This window comes from Lacticaseibacillus chiayiensis, assembly GCF_004123795.1.
In the GTDB taxonomy this organism is placed as follows: domain Bacteria; phylum Bacillota; class Bacilli; order Lactobacillales; family Lactobacillaceae; genus Lacticaseibacillus; species Lacticaseibacillus chiayiensis.
Genome location: NZ_MSSM01000003.1, coordinates 67,925 through 85,657, shown reverse-complemented (window position 1 = coordinate 85,657; position 17,733 = coordinate 67,925). Strand labels below are relative to the sequence as shown.

15 protein-coding genes and 1 pseudogene are annotated in these 17,733 nt (G+C 47.3%); 3 read left to right on the top strand and 13 right to left on the bottom strand.

The window, feature by feature from the left end:
• Positions 1-252 precede the first annotated feature (252 nt).
• The 11 genes from BVJ53_RS01655 to BVJ53_RS01600 all read right to left on the bottom strand — a co-directional run bounded on the left by BVJ53_RS01655 (position 253) and on the right by BVJ53_RS01600 (position 12,653).
• Positions 253-1,470 carry a GNAT family N-acetyltransferase gene (locus BVJ53_RS01655; RefSeq protein WP_129300871.1) on the bottom strand — a complete coding sequence of 406 codons (1,218 nt, stop codon included), beginning with the start codon at positions 1,468-1,470 and terminating at the stop codon, positions 253-255.
• A 6-nt stretch (positions 1,471-1,476) separates the two neighbouring features.
• The gene (gene recD2 / locus BVJ53_RS01650) at positions 1,477-3,942 is read right to left on the bottom strand and encodes an SF1B family DNA helicase RecD2 (RefSeq protein ID WP_129300870.1); all 2,466 of its coding nucleotides are present in this window, start codon (positions 3,940-3,942) and stop codon (positions 1,477-1,479) included.
• On the bottom strand, positions 3,929-4,597 hold the full coding sequence (locus BVJ53_RS01645) for a tetratricopeptide repeat protein (protein WP_129300869.1): 669 nt from the start codon (positions 4,595-4,597) through the stop codon (positions 3,929-3,931). Before BVJ53_RS01645 ends, recD2 begins: the two co-directional genes overlap by 14 nt.
• Positions 4,598-4,639: 42 nt before the next feature.
• Positions 4,640-5,302 carry a histidine phosphatase family protein gene (locus tag BVJ53_RS01640; protein WP_129300868.1) on the bottom strand — a complete coding sequence of 221 codons (663 nt, stop codon included), beginning with the start codon at positions 5,300-5,302 and terminating at the stop codon, positions 4,640-4,642.
• Between the two features lie 278 nt (positions 5,303-5,580).
• Complete coding sequence (gene mnmA / locus BVJ53_RS01630; protein ID WP_129300867.1) at positions 5,581-6,714, bottom strand: tRNA 2-thiouridine(34) synthase MnmA; 1,134 nt, start codon at positions 6,712-6,714, stop codon at positions 5,581-5,583.
• Between the two features lie 191 nt (positions 6,715-6,905).
• The gene (locus tag BVJ53_RS01625) at positions 6,906-9,176 is read right to left on the bottom strand and encodes an ATP-binding cassette domain-containing protein (protein WP_129300866.1); all 2,271 of its coding nucleotides are present in this window, start codon (positions 9,174-9,176) and stop codon (positions 6,906-6,908) included.
• A gap of 199 nt (positions 9,177-9,375) precedes the next feature.
• Complete coding sequence (locus BVJ53_RS01620; RefSeq protein WP_129300911.1) at positions 9,376-9,717, bottom strand: DUF1831 domain-containing protein; 342 nt, start codon at positions 9,715-9,717, stop codon at positions 9,376-9,378.
• Between the two features lie 182 nt (positions 9,718-9,899).
• Positions 9,900-11,063: a cysteine desulfurase family protein gene (locus BVJ53_RS01615; RefSeq protein WP_129300865.1), complete on the bottom strand. Its 1,164-nt coding sequence runs from the start codon at positions 11,061-11,063 to the stop codon at positions 9,900-9,902.
• 13 nt (positions 11,064-11,076) lie between these two features.
• A complete protein-coding gene (locus BVJ53_RS01610) occupies positions 11,077-11,787 on the bottom strand; it encodes a 5'-methylthioadenosine/adenosylhomocysteine nucleosidase (RefSeq protein ID WP_129300864.1) in 711 nt (236 codons plus the stop codon).
• Between the two features lie 67 nt (positions 11,788-11,854).
• Positions 11,855-12,115 (bottom strand): hypothetical protein, encoded by a 261-nt coding sequence (locus tag BVJ53_RS01605; protein ID WP_129300863.1) that lies wholly within the window; start codon positions 12,113-12,115, stop codon positions 11,855-11,857.
• Positions 12,102-12,653 (bottom strand): NUDIX domain-containing protein, encoded by a 552-nt coding sequence (locus BVJ53_RS01600; RefSeq protein WP_129300862.1) that lies wholly within the window; start codon positions 12,651-12,653, stop codon positions 12,102-12,104. The genes BVJ53_RS01605 and BVJ53_RS01600 overlap by 14 nt, the downstream gene beginning before the upstream one ends.
• A 228-nt stretch (positions 12,654-12,881) precedes the next feature.
• Here BVJ53_RS01600 and BVJ53_RS01595 point away from each other — a divergent pair, with 228 nt between their 5' ends.
• Positions 12,882-13,544: a 5-bromo-4-chloroindolyl phosphate hydrolysis family protein gene (locus tag BVJ53_RS01595; RefSeq protein WP_129300861.1), complete on the top strand. Its 663-nt coding sequence runs from the start codon at positions 12,882-12,884 to the stop codon at positions 13,542-13,544.
• Entirely contained in the window at positions 13,541-14,743 is a 1,203-nt protein-coding gene (locus tag BVJ53_RS01590; RefSeq protein WP_167470151.1) for a toxic anion resistance protein, read from the top strand. The genes BVJ53_RS01595 and BVJ53_RS01590 overlap by 4 nt, the downstream gene beginning before the upstream one ends.
• A 118-nt stretch (positions 14,744-14,861) precedes the next feature.
• Here BVJ53_RS01590 and BVJ53_RS01585 read toward each other — a convergent pair.
• Positions 14,862-16,297 (bottom strand): annotated as a pseudogene (locus BVJ53_RS01585) (MFS transporter).
• 175 nt (positions 16,298-16,472) lie between these two features.
• Between BVJ53_RS01585 and BVJ53_RS01580 the strand changes: the two are divergent.
• Positions 16,473-17,378, top strand: coding sequence for a phosphate ABC transporter substrate-binding protein PstS family protein (locus BVJ53_RS01580; protein WP_129300859.1), 906 nt, complete (start codon positions 16,473-16,475; stop codon positions 17,376-17,378).
• Positions 17,379-17,505: 127 nt separating this feature from the next.
• Here the strand turns inward: BVJ53_RS01580 and BVJ53_RS01575 are convergent, their stop codons facing one another.
• The gene (locus BVJ53_RS01575; RefSeq protein WP_129300858.1) at positions 17,506-17,727 is read right to left on the bottom strand and encodes a cold shock domain-containing protein; all 222 of its coding nucleotides are present in this window, start codon (positions 17,725-17,727) and stop codon (positions 17,506-17,508) included.
• Positions 17,728-17,733: the final 6 nt, after the last annotated feature.

Below are 17,733 nucleotides of genomic sequence, written 5' to 3'. Positions count from 1 at the left end.
ACGCAAAGGATCATGGACCAAGTTGCGGCTTGCATTAATTTTGATCAAGCCGGTCGCTACCGTGTTTTTGCATGGTGCTGCCAAAAAAGCCAAAATCTTAGGCTACCACTTGCACATTAGCACGCACAGCCATTTGTTTCAGTGCTTGCAATAATGTACCCGCTCATAATCTATCTGGCATTTTGGCCAACGGTTCCATAATAATTTTCAAATCACTGTGCCATCTACGCGCGCATCTTAGAATCTAGATGGTCAGAAGTAATCCGAAAAATAGGGCTCCTCCATTGGTACAGCATTTTCCAACAATTTAACGGCATGTTTGGAAGCAAAGAGACGCTCGATTTGGGCCAAATAAGAGGGGCGGCGATAACTCATGAGCATAGTCGTCAAGGTCTGGATGTCTGTGGTAATCGCTTCTCCCACCGGCCGATCGGTTATGTGCACCTGCTGATTTTCATCCCAGTAAACACCAAATGTCCCATTGTTCCAAGACGCCAACGGATCACTTACAATAAAATGAAATGCTTCCGTCGTCTCAGTCGCAAAAGGATATTGAGACAAAAATGCTTTGACATCCACAATTCGCGCCATGAAATAAGGCTTAATGGTTTGATAGATATCCCCATCGTCTAGGAGAAAATGCAAGGGCTCATTTTTATAAATGTTGCCCTTAACATGTGTCACCATCGAAAAATGGGCACTGATAAAATTCCACAACCCGACACGAGCCTCCTGATTGGTGTAGATCATTTCCTTCACGTGGAAAACCTCGTCCGCAATCCAATACAAGACATAGCCTTGAGGTTGATCATTGACATCATAATACACGCCGGCAGTCCGTTCTTCTTCATTTTCCCAGCGCCAGTACTCATCCCAGTTTAACTGGTTGCGAATCATAGCACCATGATTTTTCATGGCGAAGCGGTTATATGTCTCAATCACATCAGGATCATCAATTTCCAAGCGTTCAACGTGGCCAGGAACATTAACCTGTTTCGGCAACTGGGTATCTTTGACATCAAACGTGAGATGATCTGACATGATCTCCCAGCCTTTTTTGCGATAAAACGGAATACTGTAAGGATACAGATACGAAATCCATTGTTTGTGCGTACGCATATGCTCCAACCCCAATTTAACCAGATCGTGCATCAGCCCATGGCCAGCGTATTCAGGATAAGTTCCGACACCGGTTAGCCCGGCCATTTCATACAATGTCCCATGAATGTTCACCGTGCAAGGATAGATAGCAAGCGAACTAACAAGTTCATCCTTATGAAACCATCCCAACACGTCTGACTTTTCCAAAACCGGACGCTTAGCACGCTCCAGCTCACCTTCTTCATAACCGGATTGTTCTAAGTCTTTTTGCGTGACCTGAAACACGTATGTCAATAAGTCGTTGAACTGTTCAAGATCCTCAGGTGTCACTGGCTTAATGACCAGTGACTTGCGTATGTTGTCCTCCATACAAAATTAATTCTCCTTCGTCATAAACATTTGTGGGGTTATACCATCCATCCCAATCATCGGATCAATTTTCTGCGAGGCTGCCAGTGCTGGCGTTAACTGATGAAGCGCAGTTTTGGCAGACCTAACTTTATTATCCGAGTCGGAACCATTCGTGTCAATTTGTGTGGATTGTAACGGCAAAGGTGATGGTGACAAAGCGCTTTCTTCAGTTGTTTGCGATCCTGGCATGTCAAATACCTGTTGCAACCGTTGAACCAACCCCGTATGTCGATTGACAGCCACTTCACCAACCGCTGTTTCAAAAGCCGCTAATTCGCCTACCAAAATCAGGAATGACTTTGCCCGAGTAATGGCAGTATAAAGCAAGTTCCGTCGTAACATTCGCCGACTTTGCAAAGTTAACGGCAAAATCACCATCGGAAATTCGCTCCCTTGCGCTTTGTGAATCGACGTCGCATACGCTAGCGTGATTTTGCTAAAATCACTACGCTTGTAAGTGATCTCATTGCCGTCAAAGTCAATCGTCAATTCATCGCTTTTGCTGGCTGCTTCCTTTGCTAACGTGATCCCGACAATCTGGCCGATTTCGCCATTAAACACGTTCTGGTTAGGATCATTGACCAGTTGGAGGATTTTATCGCCGATTCGATACTCGATTTCGCCAAAATGGACGGTTTTGGTCCGCGCACTGTGTTTAGGATTCAAAATATTCTGCAACATTGGATTGAGGCGATCAATCCCTGCCGTTCCGCGATACATTGGTGCCAACACCTGAATATCAGCGATCGAAAACTGCTTAACGGCTGCCCGCTTCACAACCTGACCAACGACTTCTGGCACTTGGCTGGGTGTGCATGCCAAAAAACTGCGATCGACTTGTGGTTGCGTGAAATCGTCAGGAAGTTTACCGGCGTTCACCGCATGGGCTAAAGGAATGATCGAACTATCGGCATCTTGGCGATGAACATGGGTCAATGCTGCTTGGGGCAACGCGCCGCTGCGTAAAAGATCCGCAAAAACCTGTCCCGGACCGACGCTAGGCAGCTGATCCTTATCTCCCACTAGCACAATCTGCATACCTGGATGAAGCGCAGTCAGCAACGTCCGAAATAAATACGTATCGACCATCGACATCTCATCGATAATCAACAGCCCATCAGGCAGATCGTTGGGAGCAAAGTCCTGCGTATCCACGCCCAGTCCCAATAACCGATGAATAGTACTGGCCGGTAACTGAGTCGTCTCACTGATCCGCTTAGCTGCGCGTCCAGTCGGGGCTGCCAACATAATTGGAAACGGATCATCTAAGTCGTACTGATTGGCATCTAACGAGAGATCATGCAATCGTGCATAAGTGCGGACGATGCCATCCGTCACGGTCGTTTTACCGGTGCCGGGGCCGCCCGTCAAAAGGAAAATCGGGGATCGTAAAGCCGTGACGATCGCTTTTTTTTGGACCTCATCATAAGCAATGCCGGTGTCTGCCTGTACCGCAGCTAATGTTTTTTCAATGTCAGGTAGTTCAGGTTCTTCAGCCTTAGCCCCTGCTTCGGCTAATCCCTTCAGCTGGCGGGCAATCTGCCACTCTGAGTCATAGAGCTGTTTAGGAAAAATCCGTTTACCTTCAGCAACCAGTGCATTATCTTTGGCCAAAGTGACAATAGCCTGGCCAACAGCATCAGGCTTGACGGCAATATTTCGTGCCCGTTCTAACAAATCAAGCGTCTGAGTAACGAGCGTGCGCAGTTCGACAAAAGTGTCCCCTTCGCCATCGGTCAGACGTTGCAGCGTGTCCATGACGGCCCCTCCGAGACGCAATTGCGAATCCGGCGCGATGTTCAATTTGGCAGCAATTTGATCGGCACGGGTAAAACCGATGCCAGCAATATCATTGATAAGTTGATATGGATTTTGCTTAATCACCTCAAGGGCGTCATTTTTGTATTGCTGATAAATGCGACCGGCCATATTACTGGTGAAACCATAATCGTTCAGTCCGATGATGACGCGTTCCATGCCCTGATTCGTTTTAAGGTTGTCAACAAGCATTTTTCGCTTTGCGGCAGTGATGCCAAGTCCTTCAAGCGACGCCGGGTCATCAAGAATCTGATTAATCGCATCTACACCAAGCTTATCTATGATCTTCTCGGCAGTTTTTGGCCCGATGCCCGGGAACTTATCTGAACTGAGATAATTGATTAAACCGGTTTTATTCGTTGGCCGGTCGACATGATAATTATCCGCTTGAAATTGTTGACCATATTTAGGATGATCGATCACATGACCGGTAAACGTGTAAGTTTCGTCTTCTTTGATGTCCCCAAACGTTCCGGTCACGACAATATCCGGTTCGGTCCAAGTAATCGTTGTGCCCGTAATGTCAATCAGGAGAATTTTAAAAAAATTCGTGGGATTCTGAAAGAAAATGCTTTTGACCCTACCAGTGACACTGTCTTCACGCCTGTCCATCATGACCCTCCTGCAGCTTTAAAAATCGGTTGATGTCGGCGACCGCGCTGGCCTTTTGATCATAGCCCTTCGGATCGAGTTGCTTGGCTTCATCCAAATATTGACTGCCATCTTTGCCAGCAGCACTTAACGCCATGCCATAAGTAAACAGAATTTGTGGTTGCTTGTCGTTGAGCAACGGCTTCAAAATGTCCGCTGCCGCATCAAACGCCTGTACTGCCAACAGCAAATCAGCTGCAAGCAAAGCCGCATCGGTTTGTTTTGGTGCCAATTCGTGTGCTGTGAGGGCAAATGCGAGTGCTTTTCTGGGTTGACCGGCTTGTTGATAACTCAACGCCAACATGTAAGTTGCATCATTTTTGAGGTGCTTATCCTTGCGACATTTGGCAAACCAAGCTGCCGCGGCTGGATAGTCCGCCTGCGCATAGGCAAATAAGCCGGCTGTGTACTGGAGTTCAATATCAGTCGGGAAAAGGTTGCGTGCTTTGGCGAGCAGTTCTCCCGCCTGATCCAAGGCTTTCAAGCTGATGAGCATCGTTGCCAACATGGCATAGCGCTTAGGATCTTTGGGGGCCGCATCAATGGCTTTGACTGCTGCATGAATGGCTTCTTCGTGTTTTCCTTGGTTAAATGCAGTTAAGATATCTGAATCCATAACAACCTCTTTACTCATATCGTGGTTATGCTGTGCCAAAAATCAAATGGTGTCGGTTGGTTTTGGCGGTTCTGGTAAAAAACCGGTCTCATTCCAGTCGAGTAATTTGAACGGCAGCCTCGGTCCATCTGCTTGTAAAATCGTCACACTGCTGTTCGTAAGGCCGCCGTCTTTGCGAATTTCGGCTAATGGCGTCCCCAGCAGGCTTTGGATGACTGCAGCCAGTGCGGCGCCATGACTGACATACAACAAATTAGCCTCACCGGTTCGATCCATTGCAACCGTCGCAACTATGGCCGGAATCGCGCGGTTAATCAATTGTGAAAACGACTCGCCATGAATCTTGCGTGGGTCGTAAGCAGCCGGTTCATGCCGAAACGCATGTAACTCTTGCGGAAAATGCTTGGCAACGTCAGTAAACGTCATGCCTTCCATTTTGCCTAGGTTAAATTCTCGCAATGCAGGCATAATCGTTAACGGAATCGTTTCATTTAAATCTTTGATTAAAGTCTGTGCCGTCATCCGCGCACGTTTAAGCGGACTCACATAGGCGTGGGCAAAAGGAATGCCACGCAAATAATCGGCCAATGCCTTGATTTGCTCAAAACTTTCCGGAAGCAACGGGGAGTCCCCATTGGCGCCTTGATAACGTCCTTGATTATTCCATTCGGTTTTGCCATGGCGTACAAAATATAATTTGGTCACGATCCGCTCTCCTTTTACGTCTTAACCCTTTCATTATCAGTATTTTCGCCATAAATATCAAGCATACTCAAGGATGGATCAAAACCAGCAAGTGTTAACCATAACGCGTTCGCCGTCGCAAGAGTCTGCATGTAAGGGCACTGGTCGCAATGGCAAAGAGCGCCATCACGCCCAACTCCGACTACTAAGCGCGCCGACTCAAGCTCACTAAAAAATCAGCCTCAGAGACGACAAGCACCTCCAAGGCTGAACCTTTTCTAATCGATCATTATTCGTTACTAAACGTACTGTAACTCATTCGTGTGGGCGTATGCCGCATCAATAGTGCCGCCGCCTAAGCACTCATCGCCGTTATAAAAGACAACGGCTTGACCGGGGGTGATGGCGCGAACCGGCTCATCAAAGTCAACGGTGGCGGTGCCGTCAGCATGGTAGTGAATCGTCACGCCGGTATCACGCTGGCGATAACGGAACTTTGCTGTCATGTGGGTGCCTTCTGCCGGTGCCTCTCCCGTTGTCCAGTTAAGATTTGATGCACTGAGACTCGTGGCCATCAAGGCAGGATTATCAAAGCCTTGGCCCACGTAAAGGATATTCTTGTCTAAATCTTTGCCAACAACAAACCAAGGCTCGGAATTTTGCGAATTGCCCCCGATACCGAGGCCCTGACGCTGACCAATCGTATAATACATCAACCCGTCATGAGTGCCCATCTCGACACCATCAACAGTCATCATCTTACCGGGTTGCGCTGGCAAATACGTACTTAGAAACTGCTTGAAGTTGCGCTCACCGATAAAGCAGATGCCAGTTGAGTCTTTTTTCTTCGCTGTTGCCAGTCCTGCAGCAGCGGCAATCTTACGAACTTCCGGCTTCTGCAGGTGACCGATCGGAAACATTGATTTCTTAAGCTGATCCTGGGAAAGCTGGCTTAAGAAATATGTCTGATCTTTATTACCGTCAGCACCGCGCAACATGTGGACCACGCCGTTCTCATCAGTCTTCACCTGCGCATAATGACCCATCGCAATGTAGTCCGCGTTCAACTGCTCGGCATAATCCAAAAATGCTTTGAATTTGATTTCCTTGTTGCACATAACATCGGGATTTGGCGTCCTGCCGGCTTTATATTCGTCTAGGAAATACTGAAAAACCCGATCCCAGTACTCTTTTTCAAAGTTGATCGAGTAGTAAGGGATCCCGATTTCACTCGCTACCTTAGCAACGTCTTCATAGTCCGTGGTCGCCGTACAAACGCCATTTTCATCGGTGTCGTCCCAGTTTTTCATAAAGACACCGACAACATCATATCCCTGTTGCTTCAGCAAAAGCGCCGTGACACTGGAGTCAACGCCGCCGGACATGCCGACAACAACCCGGGTGTTGGAATTGTCCAAAACAATCACCATCATTTCATCAGATTCTGGAGATATCCGATTTGAAGGTCGAATTCCAGTAAGTGTTATTATAGCAGGCCACCAATAGATAGCAAGCACAGCTCTGCACAAGCATTTCCCGACTTTTTAGTTAAAGTGGACCGAGTTTTTTGAATCGACCAGACGTGATGTGATCGTTAAAGGCTTCGACCACTCTGCTTCTGGCATTATGCCTGCCGTTCCAGGGCTTCGTTATATTGCCGCAATGCTTGGCCGGTGCGGGATTGCTTAGCCTGCATGCTAGCCGCGGGAGTCCCGGCGTATAAAATCCGTCCACCATAAATACCGGCATCAGGACCCATATCAATTAACCAATCAGCCTGACTGATGACCTGCAAGTTGTGTTCGACAATAATCAATGAATTTCCGGCTGCCACCAAATCGTCAAACAAACGCAATAATTTGGTGATGTCCTGTAAGTGAAGACCGGCTGTCGGTTCATCGAGTAAGTAAACTTCGCCGGTGCGGTTTAATTCAACCGCCAGCTTAAGGCGCTGCTTTTCCCCACCTGACAACGTTGTCAGCGGCTGGCCGAGTGTCAGGTAATCAAGCCCCACTCGCGCCATATTCCGTAGCGGGTGGGCAATCTCACTTTCTTCAGCAAAAAAGGGTTGCGCCTTGGCAATCGGCATTTGTAAAACGTCGGCAATATTTTGTCCGTGATAAGTGTAACTCAAGGCCTGATCGTTATAGCGCCGCCCGTGGCATTGCTCACAGACGGAGACAACCGGATCCATAAAGGCCATGTTCGTGATCGTCACGCCTTTGCCTTTGCAGCGTGGGCAGGCGCCGCGGCCATTGTAGCTAAACCAACTGCTGCCAACACGGTTAGCGTGAGCAAAAACTTTTCGAATCGGATCCAGAATTTTCAGATAAGTTGCCGGCGTCGAGCGAATGTTGGCGCTGATGTCGGCCTGTGCTAGGTCAATATACGGAACCGTCAGATGATCACGTAACGCGCTTACCAGCGTACTTTTACCTGAACCGGCAACTCCGGAAATCACAGTTTCAATTCCCAGTGGGATGACGGCATGAACGTCCTTTAGGTTATGCCGCTGAATGTGCGTTAAATCAAGTGTCGTCTTGGCAGGTCGCGGCCGGCGGAATGTCAGTCGCTGTTTAAGTAGTCGGCCAGTAAGCGCCTGGCTAGCCAACAGTTGTGGATACGTACCGGTGAACGTGATGTGTCCGCCGGTTGTACCGGCACCGGGACCGACTTCGACGATGTAATCGCCTAATGCAATCAAGGCAGGATTATGCTCGACAATCAAAATCGTGTTGCCTTTTTGCTTTAACCGCATCAGTGCGCGCTTAATCAATTCAATATCATGTGGATGGAGGCCGACGCTTGGCTCATCAAGAATGTAAACCATGTCGACCAAAGCACTGGTCAAAAACTTGGCGATTTTGATGCGTTGAGTCTCGCCACCCGAAAGCGTTTCTGTCGGCCGATCCAATGAAAGGTAACCCAGTCCGATATCAATCAAGGCATCAATTTTACGCAGCAGTTCGCGGATCACATCTTGTGCCAGTGAGACCTGAATTTTTTTCAGAAAACCCCGCACATTTACCAGATCCATTTTTAAAACTTGAGCAATATTGGTTTGATTGATCAAACAAGTCAATACTTCAGGACGCAAGCGGGTACCATGACATGCAGGGCAGGGCTTACGCGTCACGATTTCGGCAAGTGCTGCCTTGTGGTGCTCCGCTTCTTTCTTACCAATAATTGATCGTTTGATGCGCGGCACAACCCCTTCATATAGAGCTGTTCGTGGCCATTGGGCAGGCGCATGCTTGAGCGTCTGCTGCGGCGCAAATAACAACAGCTTCATTTCTTCGGGCGTATAGTCCCTCAGCGGTTTATCGTTATCAAACAATCCACTATAGGCATAGCGCCGCCACCGCCAAGTATCCGGCCCAAAACTGACGAACGTGATGGCACCTTCGTTTAATGATTTATTCGGATCGATCAACTTTTTAACATCAATATCATCGACATAGCCAAGTCCCTGGCACGTTTGACACATTCCCTGCGGAAGATTGAATGAAAAAGTATCGGAATAACCGATAAAGGGTTTGCCAATCCGGGAAAATAGCAGCCGTAGAAGTGAATAAATTCCAGTATAAGTAGCTAGCGTCGACCGGGCATTTTTACCGATTCGTTTTTGCTCAACCACGATGGCAACTGGTAAATGATCGATCGAACCGACGTCTGGCTGACCATACTTCGGCAGATATTGCTGAGTAAAACTCGGAAAGGTTTCATTTAATTCACGTCGCGATTCAGCTGCGATGGTATCAAAGACCAACGACGATTTGCCTGATCCAGAGCGCCCGACGAAAACGGAAATGGCGTACTTTGGAACTTTAATATTCACATGTTGCAGATTATTCTGATTGGCGTTATGCACTTCGATAAAACCATGCTCGAACATTCAGCTCCCCCCTAACCATTCGTGTGCTTGCTGACGCGCTCACCACAACGCTGCGGCTTACGCTAAAAAATCTAACAATACCAGCTTAGCACTTTTGCTTTTCAGACATGACCAACACAGTAAATCAAGCGGTCATGTTCAATAAAAAAAGCAGTAATCTTCTCACGTACAAAAAGATCGCTGCTAGTTTCAAAACCGGTTACTTAGGCTCAATGACGCCGCGTTTAATTAAATTGTTAACCCAGTACTGATACTGTTCAACATTTTCTTTGGTAAGGTCATTTTTAAAAATGTTAATCGCCTTTAAGCCGTTTCCAGTGGTTACATCGAGTTGAAACTTATCCAAGTCCTTCGCTACCGTCATTTTGAGCTTATTCGCGGTCGTGTATGGTGAGTTAGGATCCAGTGACCGTTGTAACTGAAAATTGCCGTTTTTGGTTTGAACAAAACCAAGATCAATCAACGTAAACCGTTTCAACTCTGAACCAATTCGATAAGTCTTAGGGTCGCCTTGTGCTGATCCTGTGGGTGCTAATACCATTATGAAACATCCTCCTGAGCGTGAACCGGCGCGTTCAGGAGTTGGCGTGTAAGTGGGCTTGGACGTGATGGCGGTTTTTGCCATTGCGACCAAGGTCCTTACACGCAGACTCCTGCGCCGGCGAACGCGTTAATATGAGCGTGAACACGCTTTACTAGCATTAAGTTTAGCATACCACGAAACTACTGTACGGTTTGTTTAGCCATCAACCGTTTGACAATAGGCAACAGCGTATCAATAAAGGCCTGAATATCTTCCTGAGTTGTCTGTGCCCCAAATGAAATACGGATTGATTCGCCTAACCGCGGACTGTCCGCACCAAACATGGCGGTCAGCACATGCGAAGGTTCCAGTGACCCAGCTGTGCAGGCAGACCCGCCTGAAACGGCAACACCGGCCAGATCGAGATTGGTTTGTAAGGCATAAGTTGAAATGCCTTTGAGCCACAAGTTGAAGACGTGATTAACATTGTCAGGTCTGATATCGCCATTGATCGCGTAGGAAATATTGGCATTATCCAAAGCAGTCATGATTTGTTTCTTGAAGTTAAGGTATTTGGTTTGGCGTCTTGCCTTTTCTTCAGAAGTGATCAGCTGAACGGCCGTTGCAAAACCAGCAATGCCAGCAATATTTTCGGTACCCGCGCGACGCTTAAGTTCCTGCTCGCCGCCTTTTAGCAACGCCGGAAATTGCACTTTAGGATCGCGATATAAGAAGCCAACCCCCTTTGGCCCGTTGATTTTGTGCGCGGACACACTCAACATATCGATGTGCTGGGCTTTGACATCAATATCCAGCAATCCATAAGCCTGAGTGGCATCGGTGTGGAACCAGGCTTGATGTTCCATCAGTCGTTCGCCGATTTCAGCGATCGGCATGCGGCTACCGACTTCATTATTGCCCATCATGATCGTGACCAGAATCGTGTCATCATCCAAGGCTGCGTCAAAATCTGCTAACCGAATACGTCCATTTTCGTCAACCGGCAGATAGGTGACCCGGAAGCCTTCTTTTTCCAAGGCCTTCAACGGCTGCAAGACCGAGGGATGTTCGATGGCAGTGGTGATAATATGCTTCCCCAAAGCAGCACGGGCATGCGCTGTCTGGGTGATGGCCGTATTGTTGCTTTCAGTGGCGCCGCTGGTGATGACCATCTCACCGGGTTGGGCATGGATTGAGTCGGCCAGAATTTTCCGACTCTTATCCATCACTGTATGTGCCTCTCGACCAAACCAGTGCGTCGAACTCGCGTTACCAAAGTCATGCTGCATTTGATCCGTCATCGTCTGAATAACTTCAGGTGCCATTGGCGTTGTTGCGGCGTTATCAAGATAAATATGTTGCATAAAAAATCAGCTCCTAATCATGCTGAAATGCCTGTAAATGGGCAAAGAACTGCAACAACATCGCGGCACTTTGCTCACCCGCTTTAATCACAAATTTGTCAAAATCGATTCCGGACTGCTCATCTGCCACGTCACTCATAGCGCGAATCACGACAAATGGGATGTGGAACTCTTTAGCAACCTGGCCGACTGCCGCACCTTCCATTTCGCTGGCAAGTGCTTGGGGATAGGTCTTTAAAATACGGGCAGTGGCTTCTTTGCCATTAATAAATTGATCCCCCGACACAATCAAGCCTACTTTGGGCGTCAAACCAGTCGCTGCAGCTGCTGTTTGAATTTGTGTCACATATGACATACCTGCTTCAAAAATCTGCGGCTGCTGAGGAAGTTGCCCTGGTAAGTAGCCAAAGGCCGTAGCGTCCACATCGTGATAAGCCACGCCACTAGAAATAACCACATCACCGATCGCAAGCCCGTGGCCAATCCCGCCCGCACTACCAGTATTAATGACGACATCAGGTTTATAAGTCGCCAACAGCAGTGCTGTCGTCATCGCAGCTTGCACCTTACCAATGCCGGATTGCACCAAAATCACATCGACATCGCCAATTTTACCTTCAAAATAATGCTGACTGGCAATAACGGTCTCATGCTGATGAGTTTGCCGCGCCAGCAACATGCGAATTTCCTCTTCCATCGCACAAATCACACCGACTTTAATCAAAAAATCCCCTCATTCTTTCTACACTAAATATAATGCTGCTTCTGTGCCTCTTAGGTTTGATCCATCCCTAACCAAAATAAAGAACCAAAAAAACAATCACAATCAGCCCGAAGACAATGCCGATCGCCCAATTAAGCCGTTTCTTGAGGCTATTGACTTTACGAAACGTTACTTCATCAAACCGCGCTGCTTTGACCTCTGGCTTGTCGCGACTCTGGCGGGCATAGGCTTTCTCCACTTCAACGCGCTTGGCTTCGCGATCACGAGCTTCCCGCTTCTTTTTCTTCTGAGCTTCACGGTAGGCTTTACGCGTTTTAACTTCTGCCATGCTGTTCCTCCTGTTGCCAATAAAACAACGCTAACAGCGTCTTACTGTCGCAAATTCTGCCATCATCTAACGCTTGTTGGGCTTCATCAAAAGTCAGCCAATGACTGTTCACAAATTCGTCGGTGTCTTGCGGCAGGCGCTGGACAGCCGGCGTTAAGCGGCGTGCCAAAAAAAGGACCATGGTCGCATCAGAAAAGCCAAGCGATTGAAAATAACTGGCAAGCGGCCGCCAGTTAAGCGCCACCAAGCCAGTTTCTTCATTTAACTCACGTTGAGCAGCTGTCAGTGGCATCTCGTCTTGGTTGATCTTACCAGCCGGAATTTCCAGCGTTGCCTGGCCAACAGTTGACCGAAACTGACTAACAAACAAGGCTTGTTGTCCCTTTAAAGCCAAAATACCGGCAGCTGGTCGCGCCCTTACAATTTCCCGTTTGGCAGTTTGGTCATCCGCCAGTTTAACGGTTAGTTCGTCAACCGCAACCAGTTGACCCGTAAATACCCGTTGTTGTGCAATTGGTTTTTCCTCCGTCGCAGCCACCTCCCCGTCTTACTCGTTTATAAGCGCCAAGCCGTCTATCAACGAATCGTCGACCGATTCAAAACGTTGCCAAGCACCATTTTTATGAAAGATCATGTCATCAGCTTACACCAGTAGACGATGCAATGCCTGATCTTAACAAAAAATTTGCGAATATCCAACTTCCGGCTGATAGTCAACCTACAGGACTGTGCTAAACTAAACTCAAACGAAAGAGGAAGTGATCTCGTGGCCACAAGCAAACGCATTCGCATTTGGCGAATCATTCTCTGGGCCGCCATGGGTGCGGTATTAGGGGCCTTATCCGGGCGTTGGGCAATCGCTGTTTTCGTCAGCGTTGTATTTGCCTTCGCTCGCTTTATCGGTGAACTAAGCCGACCGAAGCCCAAATCCACTAATCTGCCAAGTTTGGATCCTAAAATGGCCGAACACTATGCGGCTTCCGGATTAAGTGATGAAGAAATCAAACTTTTCAGAAAAACAATGGCTGAACTTGCCGATCAAATTCGAGCGATTGAAGCGTTAACCAAACAGGTGCCGAAGCTTCGTGCGCTCACACTTAATACGGATTTGATCGATTTGCTGCACGCTTATTTCGAGGCGCTGGTACAAGCCCCGCAGCGACTGACAGATGCTGGCACTTTTGTCTATCAACAGGTTCCGAATCTGTTGGATTTGATGCAGAAATATGCTCAAATCACACACCATGAAGTCAAAACGGCTGATACCTATGAAACGTTAGATAAAGCCTTTACAACGATGACCGGAATGGCGGGTAAGATCCGTACCGATTATCAAGCCTTCATTAAGGATGACTTGGATGACCTGGATAGCGACGTCCGTCTTGCCAAGAAACATCTCGATCCAGACAAGATGCATGAAACGGAGTGACCAACGTGAGTGACGACAAACAAACAAATTTGACCGATGACCTATTAGCAGACCCTTTCAGCACCTCATCCAAGCCAAGCGATGCGGCCCCCCAAAACCTCGAAGCAGCAACTGCTAAGCCCAAGTTGAATCCGGAACAGGAAGCCAAAGCGCAGGATTTAGCCAACAAAATTGATGTCACGAAAGGCGAAACCGTCTTAAACTACGGTGCCGATGCGCAAAAGCAGCTTGGGATTTTCTCGCAAAATATGTTATCCAAGGTGCAAAGCCAAGACACTGGCGCAGTTGGTGACGCTTTAACCAGCCTTATGACGCGCCTAAATGAAGCCAATCCTGATGAACTCAAAGCAGAAAATAACAATATTTTCCGCAAAATTTTTGGCCGTGTCAAGCGATCCATCTACGAAATCACCGCAAAGTACCAAAAAATCGGTGCCCAGATCGATACGATTGCCAACAGGCTTGAAACGTCACAACAGGGTTTGTTAAACGATAACAAACTTTTGGACGAACTTTACGACCAAAACAAGGCGTATTTTGATGCCTTGAATATTTACATTGAAGCGGCCAATCTAAAGCTGGCAGAACTGAATGATAAAACGATTCCCGAAGCAGCCAAAGCCGCCGAAGCAGCTAATGATCAGATGGCCATCCAGCAAGTTAACGATCTGCGACAATTCGCCAGCCGTTTGGAAAAACGGGCATATGATTTGCAATTAGCTCGACAAATTACCATTCAGCAAGCGCCACAAATCCGCTTAATCCAAAACACCAATCAAGCACTGGCAGAAAAAATCCAAGCCAGTGTCAACACTGCTATCCCTTTATGGAAAAACCAGGTGGCTATTGCGCTCACCCTGTTACGCCAGAAAAATGCCGTAACAGCTCAGCGTCAAGTCTCGGAAACGACCAACGATTTGCTCAAGAAGAACAGTGAAATGTTGAAGATTAGTTCGATTGAAACTGCCAAAGAAAATGAACGCGGCGTTGTCGATATCGAAACGCTGACACAAACACAAAATGATCTGATTGATACCTTAAAGCAGACACTACAGATCCAGCAAGACGGCCGCGTCAAGCGTCAGAATGCCGAAAAACAGCTTGTCCAAATGGAAGGTGAACTTAAGCAACAACTGCTGAATTATACCCACGGCGATATGGATAATCAAAATCCTAAAGACGTCACGCCGCATGTTTAATAAACCTAAGTTCTCAATTAAACTTTGAATGGCGTAAAAGTCCGCGATCTTCGTCATCGCGGACTTTTTTTGTTTTGGCTCACTTCCAGCCAATCCTCAGTGGCTGCGCCTTCTCGAATTAAGCGTTGCTAGCGTCACGAATTTGCACCATCCGATAACCCGTCAACGCCAAGGCTAAGAGACACAAACCGGTCGCAACCCAAAATGATACATGCATCCCCGCGATAAAGACATCAGGACGACCGGTTAGATAAGTTGTTACCTTCCGCCCAGCCGTGTGACTCATCGAGGAGAACAAAACCGTCGTTGCAGTCGAAATGCCAACAACCATGCCTAAGTTACGTGCCAAGCATTTAAGCCGCCTGCAATCCCGAGATCCTGCGGTGCAACGCTTGACATCACAACCGTATTATTCGGCGCTTGAAACAGGCCATTACCTAACCCGACTAAGCCAATCATCAACGCTACGAAAACAAATGACGTCTGAAGATTGAATAATGCATAGCCGACTTGGCTGCCCACGATGAACAACAACCCCACCACGGTAATTCGGTAAGGACCGAAGCGATCGGCAATTGAACCAGCCACCGGCGCCACAATTACCTGGACAATCGGGAAAATCATCAGTAGGTAGCCAGCCTTTTCCGGCGATAAGCCGCGCGCATTCTGTAAATAAAATGGCGAAATTACATTAAAGAAGAAGTTCGTTACAAAAATAAAGAACGCCGATAACAAACTTAACGTAAATGCGCTATTTCGGAACAACTTAAAACTGACCAGTGGATCGTCTTTATGATTTTCAATCCGAATAAAAACAGCCAATGCGATGACAGCAACAACGAACAGTGCAAGAATCACCGGATCCGTAAAGCCACGTTCCTGACCCAGGAAAATACCCATGAACAAGGCTAGAATAAACCCTAAAAAGCTAATGAAACCTGCCCAGTCAATCGGAATCCGTTTGTGAGGCAAGTCCTTTGGTAAAACAACCGAACCAAGAATCAACGCAACAATCCCAATAGGAATATTAATCCAAAAAATATAGCCCCACGGCAGTTGCCCCAGAATCAGCCCGCCAATCCCGGGTCCGGCAATCGCACCAATGGAAACAAACGACCCGATGAGCCCCAATGCACGCCCGCGTTCATTCATTGGAAAAATTTCAGTCACGATCCCATTGTTATTAGCCATTGTCATGGATGCGCCAGTTGCCTGCACAATCCGCGCAGCCAGCAACAGGGCCAAACTATTGTTAAAGCCGGCAAACAAAGAACCGATGAGAAACAGCACCATCCCGATACGGAACACTTTGATCTTGCCAATGGAATCGCCTAATTTTCCAAAAAACAAAAGCAACCCACAAATCATCATGAGATAAATGGACACAACCCATTCAGCCTGGTTCATTGGAATTTTTAAGTCACGGCTCATCACCGGCAGCGCAATGTTGACAATTGAACTGTCCAACGTCGACATGATGGTAAACATCCCGATGGCCGTGATAATCCACCACCGGTTTTTCTGGACTTTTTGGTTATCAATGTAATTTTTCACATTTTCCGCTCCTTCTAAAACGCCTAGCTGCACCATTATACGCCGAATATGGTTACTTTTTCAAAGGAACCTACACCTTATTTACAAAAGCAAGACGCATTCTTTACATCAAATTGGCGAAGTCTTTACACTCATTCTTTATCCTTAAGTCATTCAAGTATTGGAGGGAAAAGTAATGAAGCATTCGAAGTTGATAGTCGGTTTGACCGTGGCCTTAACTGCCACTTTGGTATTAGCAGGGTGCGGGTCAAAATCCGCCAGCAGTTCAAGCTCGTCAAGCGCTGCACCAGCAAAGCAAAGTAAAATTCTTGCAGTTGGGTCCACAGCTTTGCAGCCGCTTGTTGAGCAAGCTGCTAAGCAATATCAAGCCGACCACCCTAAGGCCGAAATCACCGTTCAAGGCGGTGGTTCCGGGGCCGGATTAAGTCAGGTGGCAGCTGGATCGGTCACCATCGGCAATTCAGACATTTTCGCTCAAGAAAAGAAAGACTTGAAGGCTAGCGACTTGGTCGATCATCAAGTCGCAGTGGTTGGCATTGCCCCGGTTGTTAACAAAGATGCCGGGGTTAAGAATGTTACGCACCAACAGCTAGTCGATATTTTCCAAGGTAAGATCACCAATTGGAAAGACGTTGGCGGTAAAGACCAACAAATTGTCTTGATTAACCGTGCGCAAGGTTCCGGTACTCGCGCCACCTTTGAACAGTTCGGTCTCAAGACGGACAAAGTCAAAACCAGTCAGGAACAAGATTCAAACGGTACCGTTTATCAGATGGTTTCCTCAACGCCTGGTGCGATTAGCTACCTAGCCTTTTCAGCGATTAAAGATGGCGTCCAAAAGCTCGGAGTTGACAATGTACAACCAACTGAGAAGAATGTTACGACCAATACCTGGAAGATCTGGGCTTACGAGCACATGTACACCAAGGGTAAGCCTAATGCATCAACTGCGGCATTCATCGACTACGTTCAATCAAAGAATGTTCAAAAGACACTTGTCCCTAAGCTGGGTTACATTCCAGTCACCAAAATGACCGTTGCCCGTACGTATGATGGGAAAATCGAGGAAGTCAACAAGTAATTTTCTTCATATTTCTAATAAACAAACAAGCTGTATACAAAAACCGCGATCATAATCGATCACGGTTTTTTTGTTATATTGATTCCTTTAATTAAATGATCGTGGCAGCCTTTTATCTGCCGGTCCACTAATCATCTGAATAATCTGCCTTATGATGAACTGTCACGTTGGCAGCTTGCGGACCTCGGGGACCCTCTACTATTACGAAATCAACCAGATCTCCCGGCGTCAGACTTTTAAAACCGGGTTCATTAATCGCCGAAAAATGAACGAAAATATCCGGCTGACCATCGGCTTCGATAAAGCCATAGCCCTTGTCGACATTAAAATTCTTAACTCGTCCTTGCATACTGCC

Excerpts from the sequence above, each read along its gene's own strand:
- BVJ53_RS01655 (WP_129300871.1), bottom strand. The coding sequence starts at position 1,470 with ATGGAGGACAACATACGCAAGTCACTGGTCATTAAGCCAGTGACACCT.
- recD2 (WP_129300870.1), bottom strand. The coding sequence starts at position 3,942 with ATGGACAGGCGTGAAGACAGTGTCACTGGTAGGGTCAAAAGCATTTTC.
- BVJ53_RS01645 (WP_129300869.1), bottom strand. The coding sequence starts at position 4,597 with ATGGATTCAGATATCTTAACTGCATTTAACCAAGGAAAACACGAAGAA.
- mnmA (WP_129300867.1), bottom strand. The coding sequence starts at position 6,714 with ATGATGGTGATTGTTTTGGACAATTCCAACACCCGGGTTGTTGTCGGC.
- BVJ53_RS01625 (WP_129300866.1), bottom strand. The coding sequence starts at position 9,176 with ATGTTCGAGCATGGTTTTATCGAAGTGCATAACGCCAATCAGAATAAT.
- BVJ53_RS01620 (WP_129300911.1), bottom strand. The coding sequence starts at position 9,717 with ATGGTATTAGCACCCACAGGATCAGCACAAGGCGACCCTAAGACTTAT.
- BVJ53_RS01615 (WP_129300865.1), bottom strand. The coding sequence starts at position 11,063 with ATGCAACATATTTATCTTGATAACGCCGCAACAACGCCAATGGCACCT.
- BVJ53_RS01605 (WP_129300863.1), bottom strand. The coding sequence starts at position 12,115 with ATGGCAGAAGTTAAAACGCGTAAAGCCTACCGTGAAGCTCAGAAGAAA.
- BVJ53_RS01580 (WP_129300859.1), top strand. The coding sequence starts at position 16,473 with ATGAAGCATTCGAAGTTGATAGTCGGTTTGACCGTGGCCTTAACTGCC.
- BVJ53_RS01575 (WP_129300858.1), bottom strand. The coding sequence starts at position 17,727 with ATGCAAGGACGAGTTAAGAATTTTAATGTCGACAAGGGCTATGGCTTT.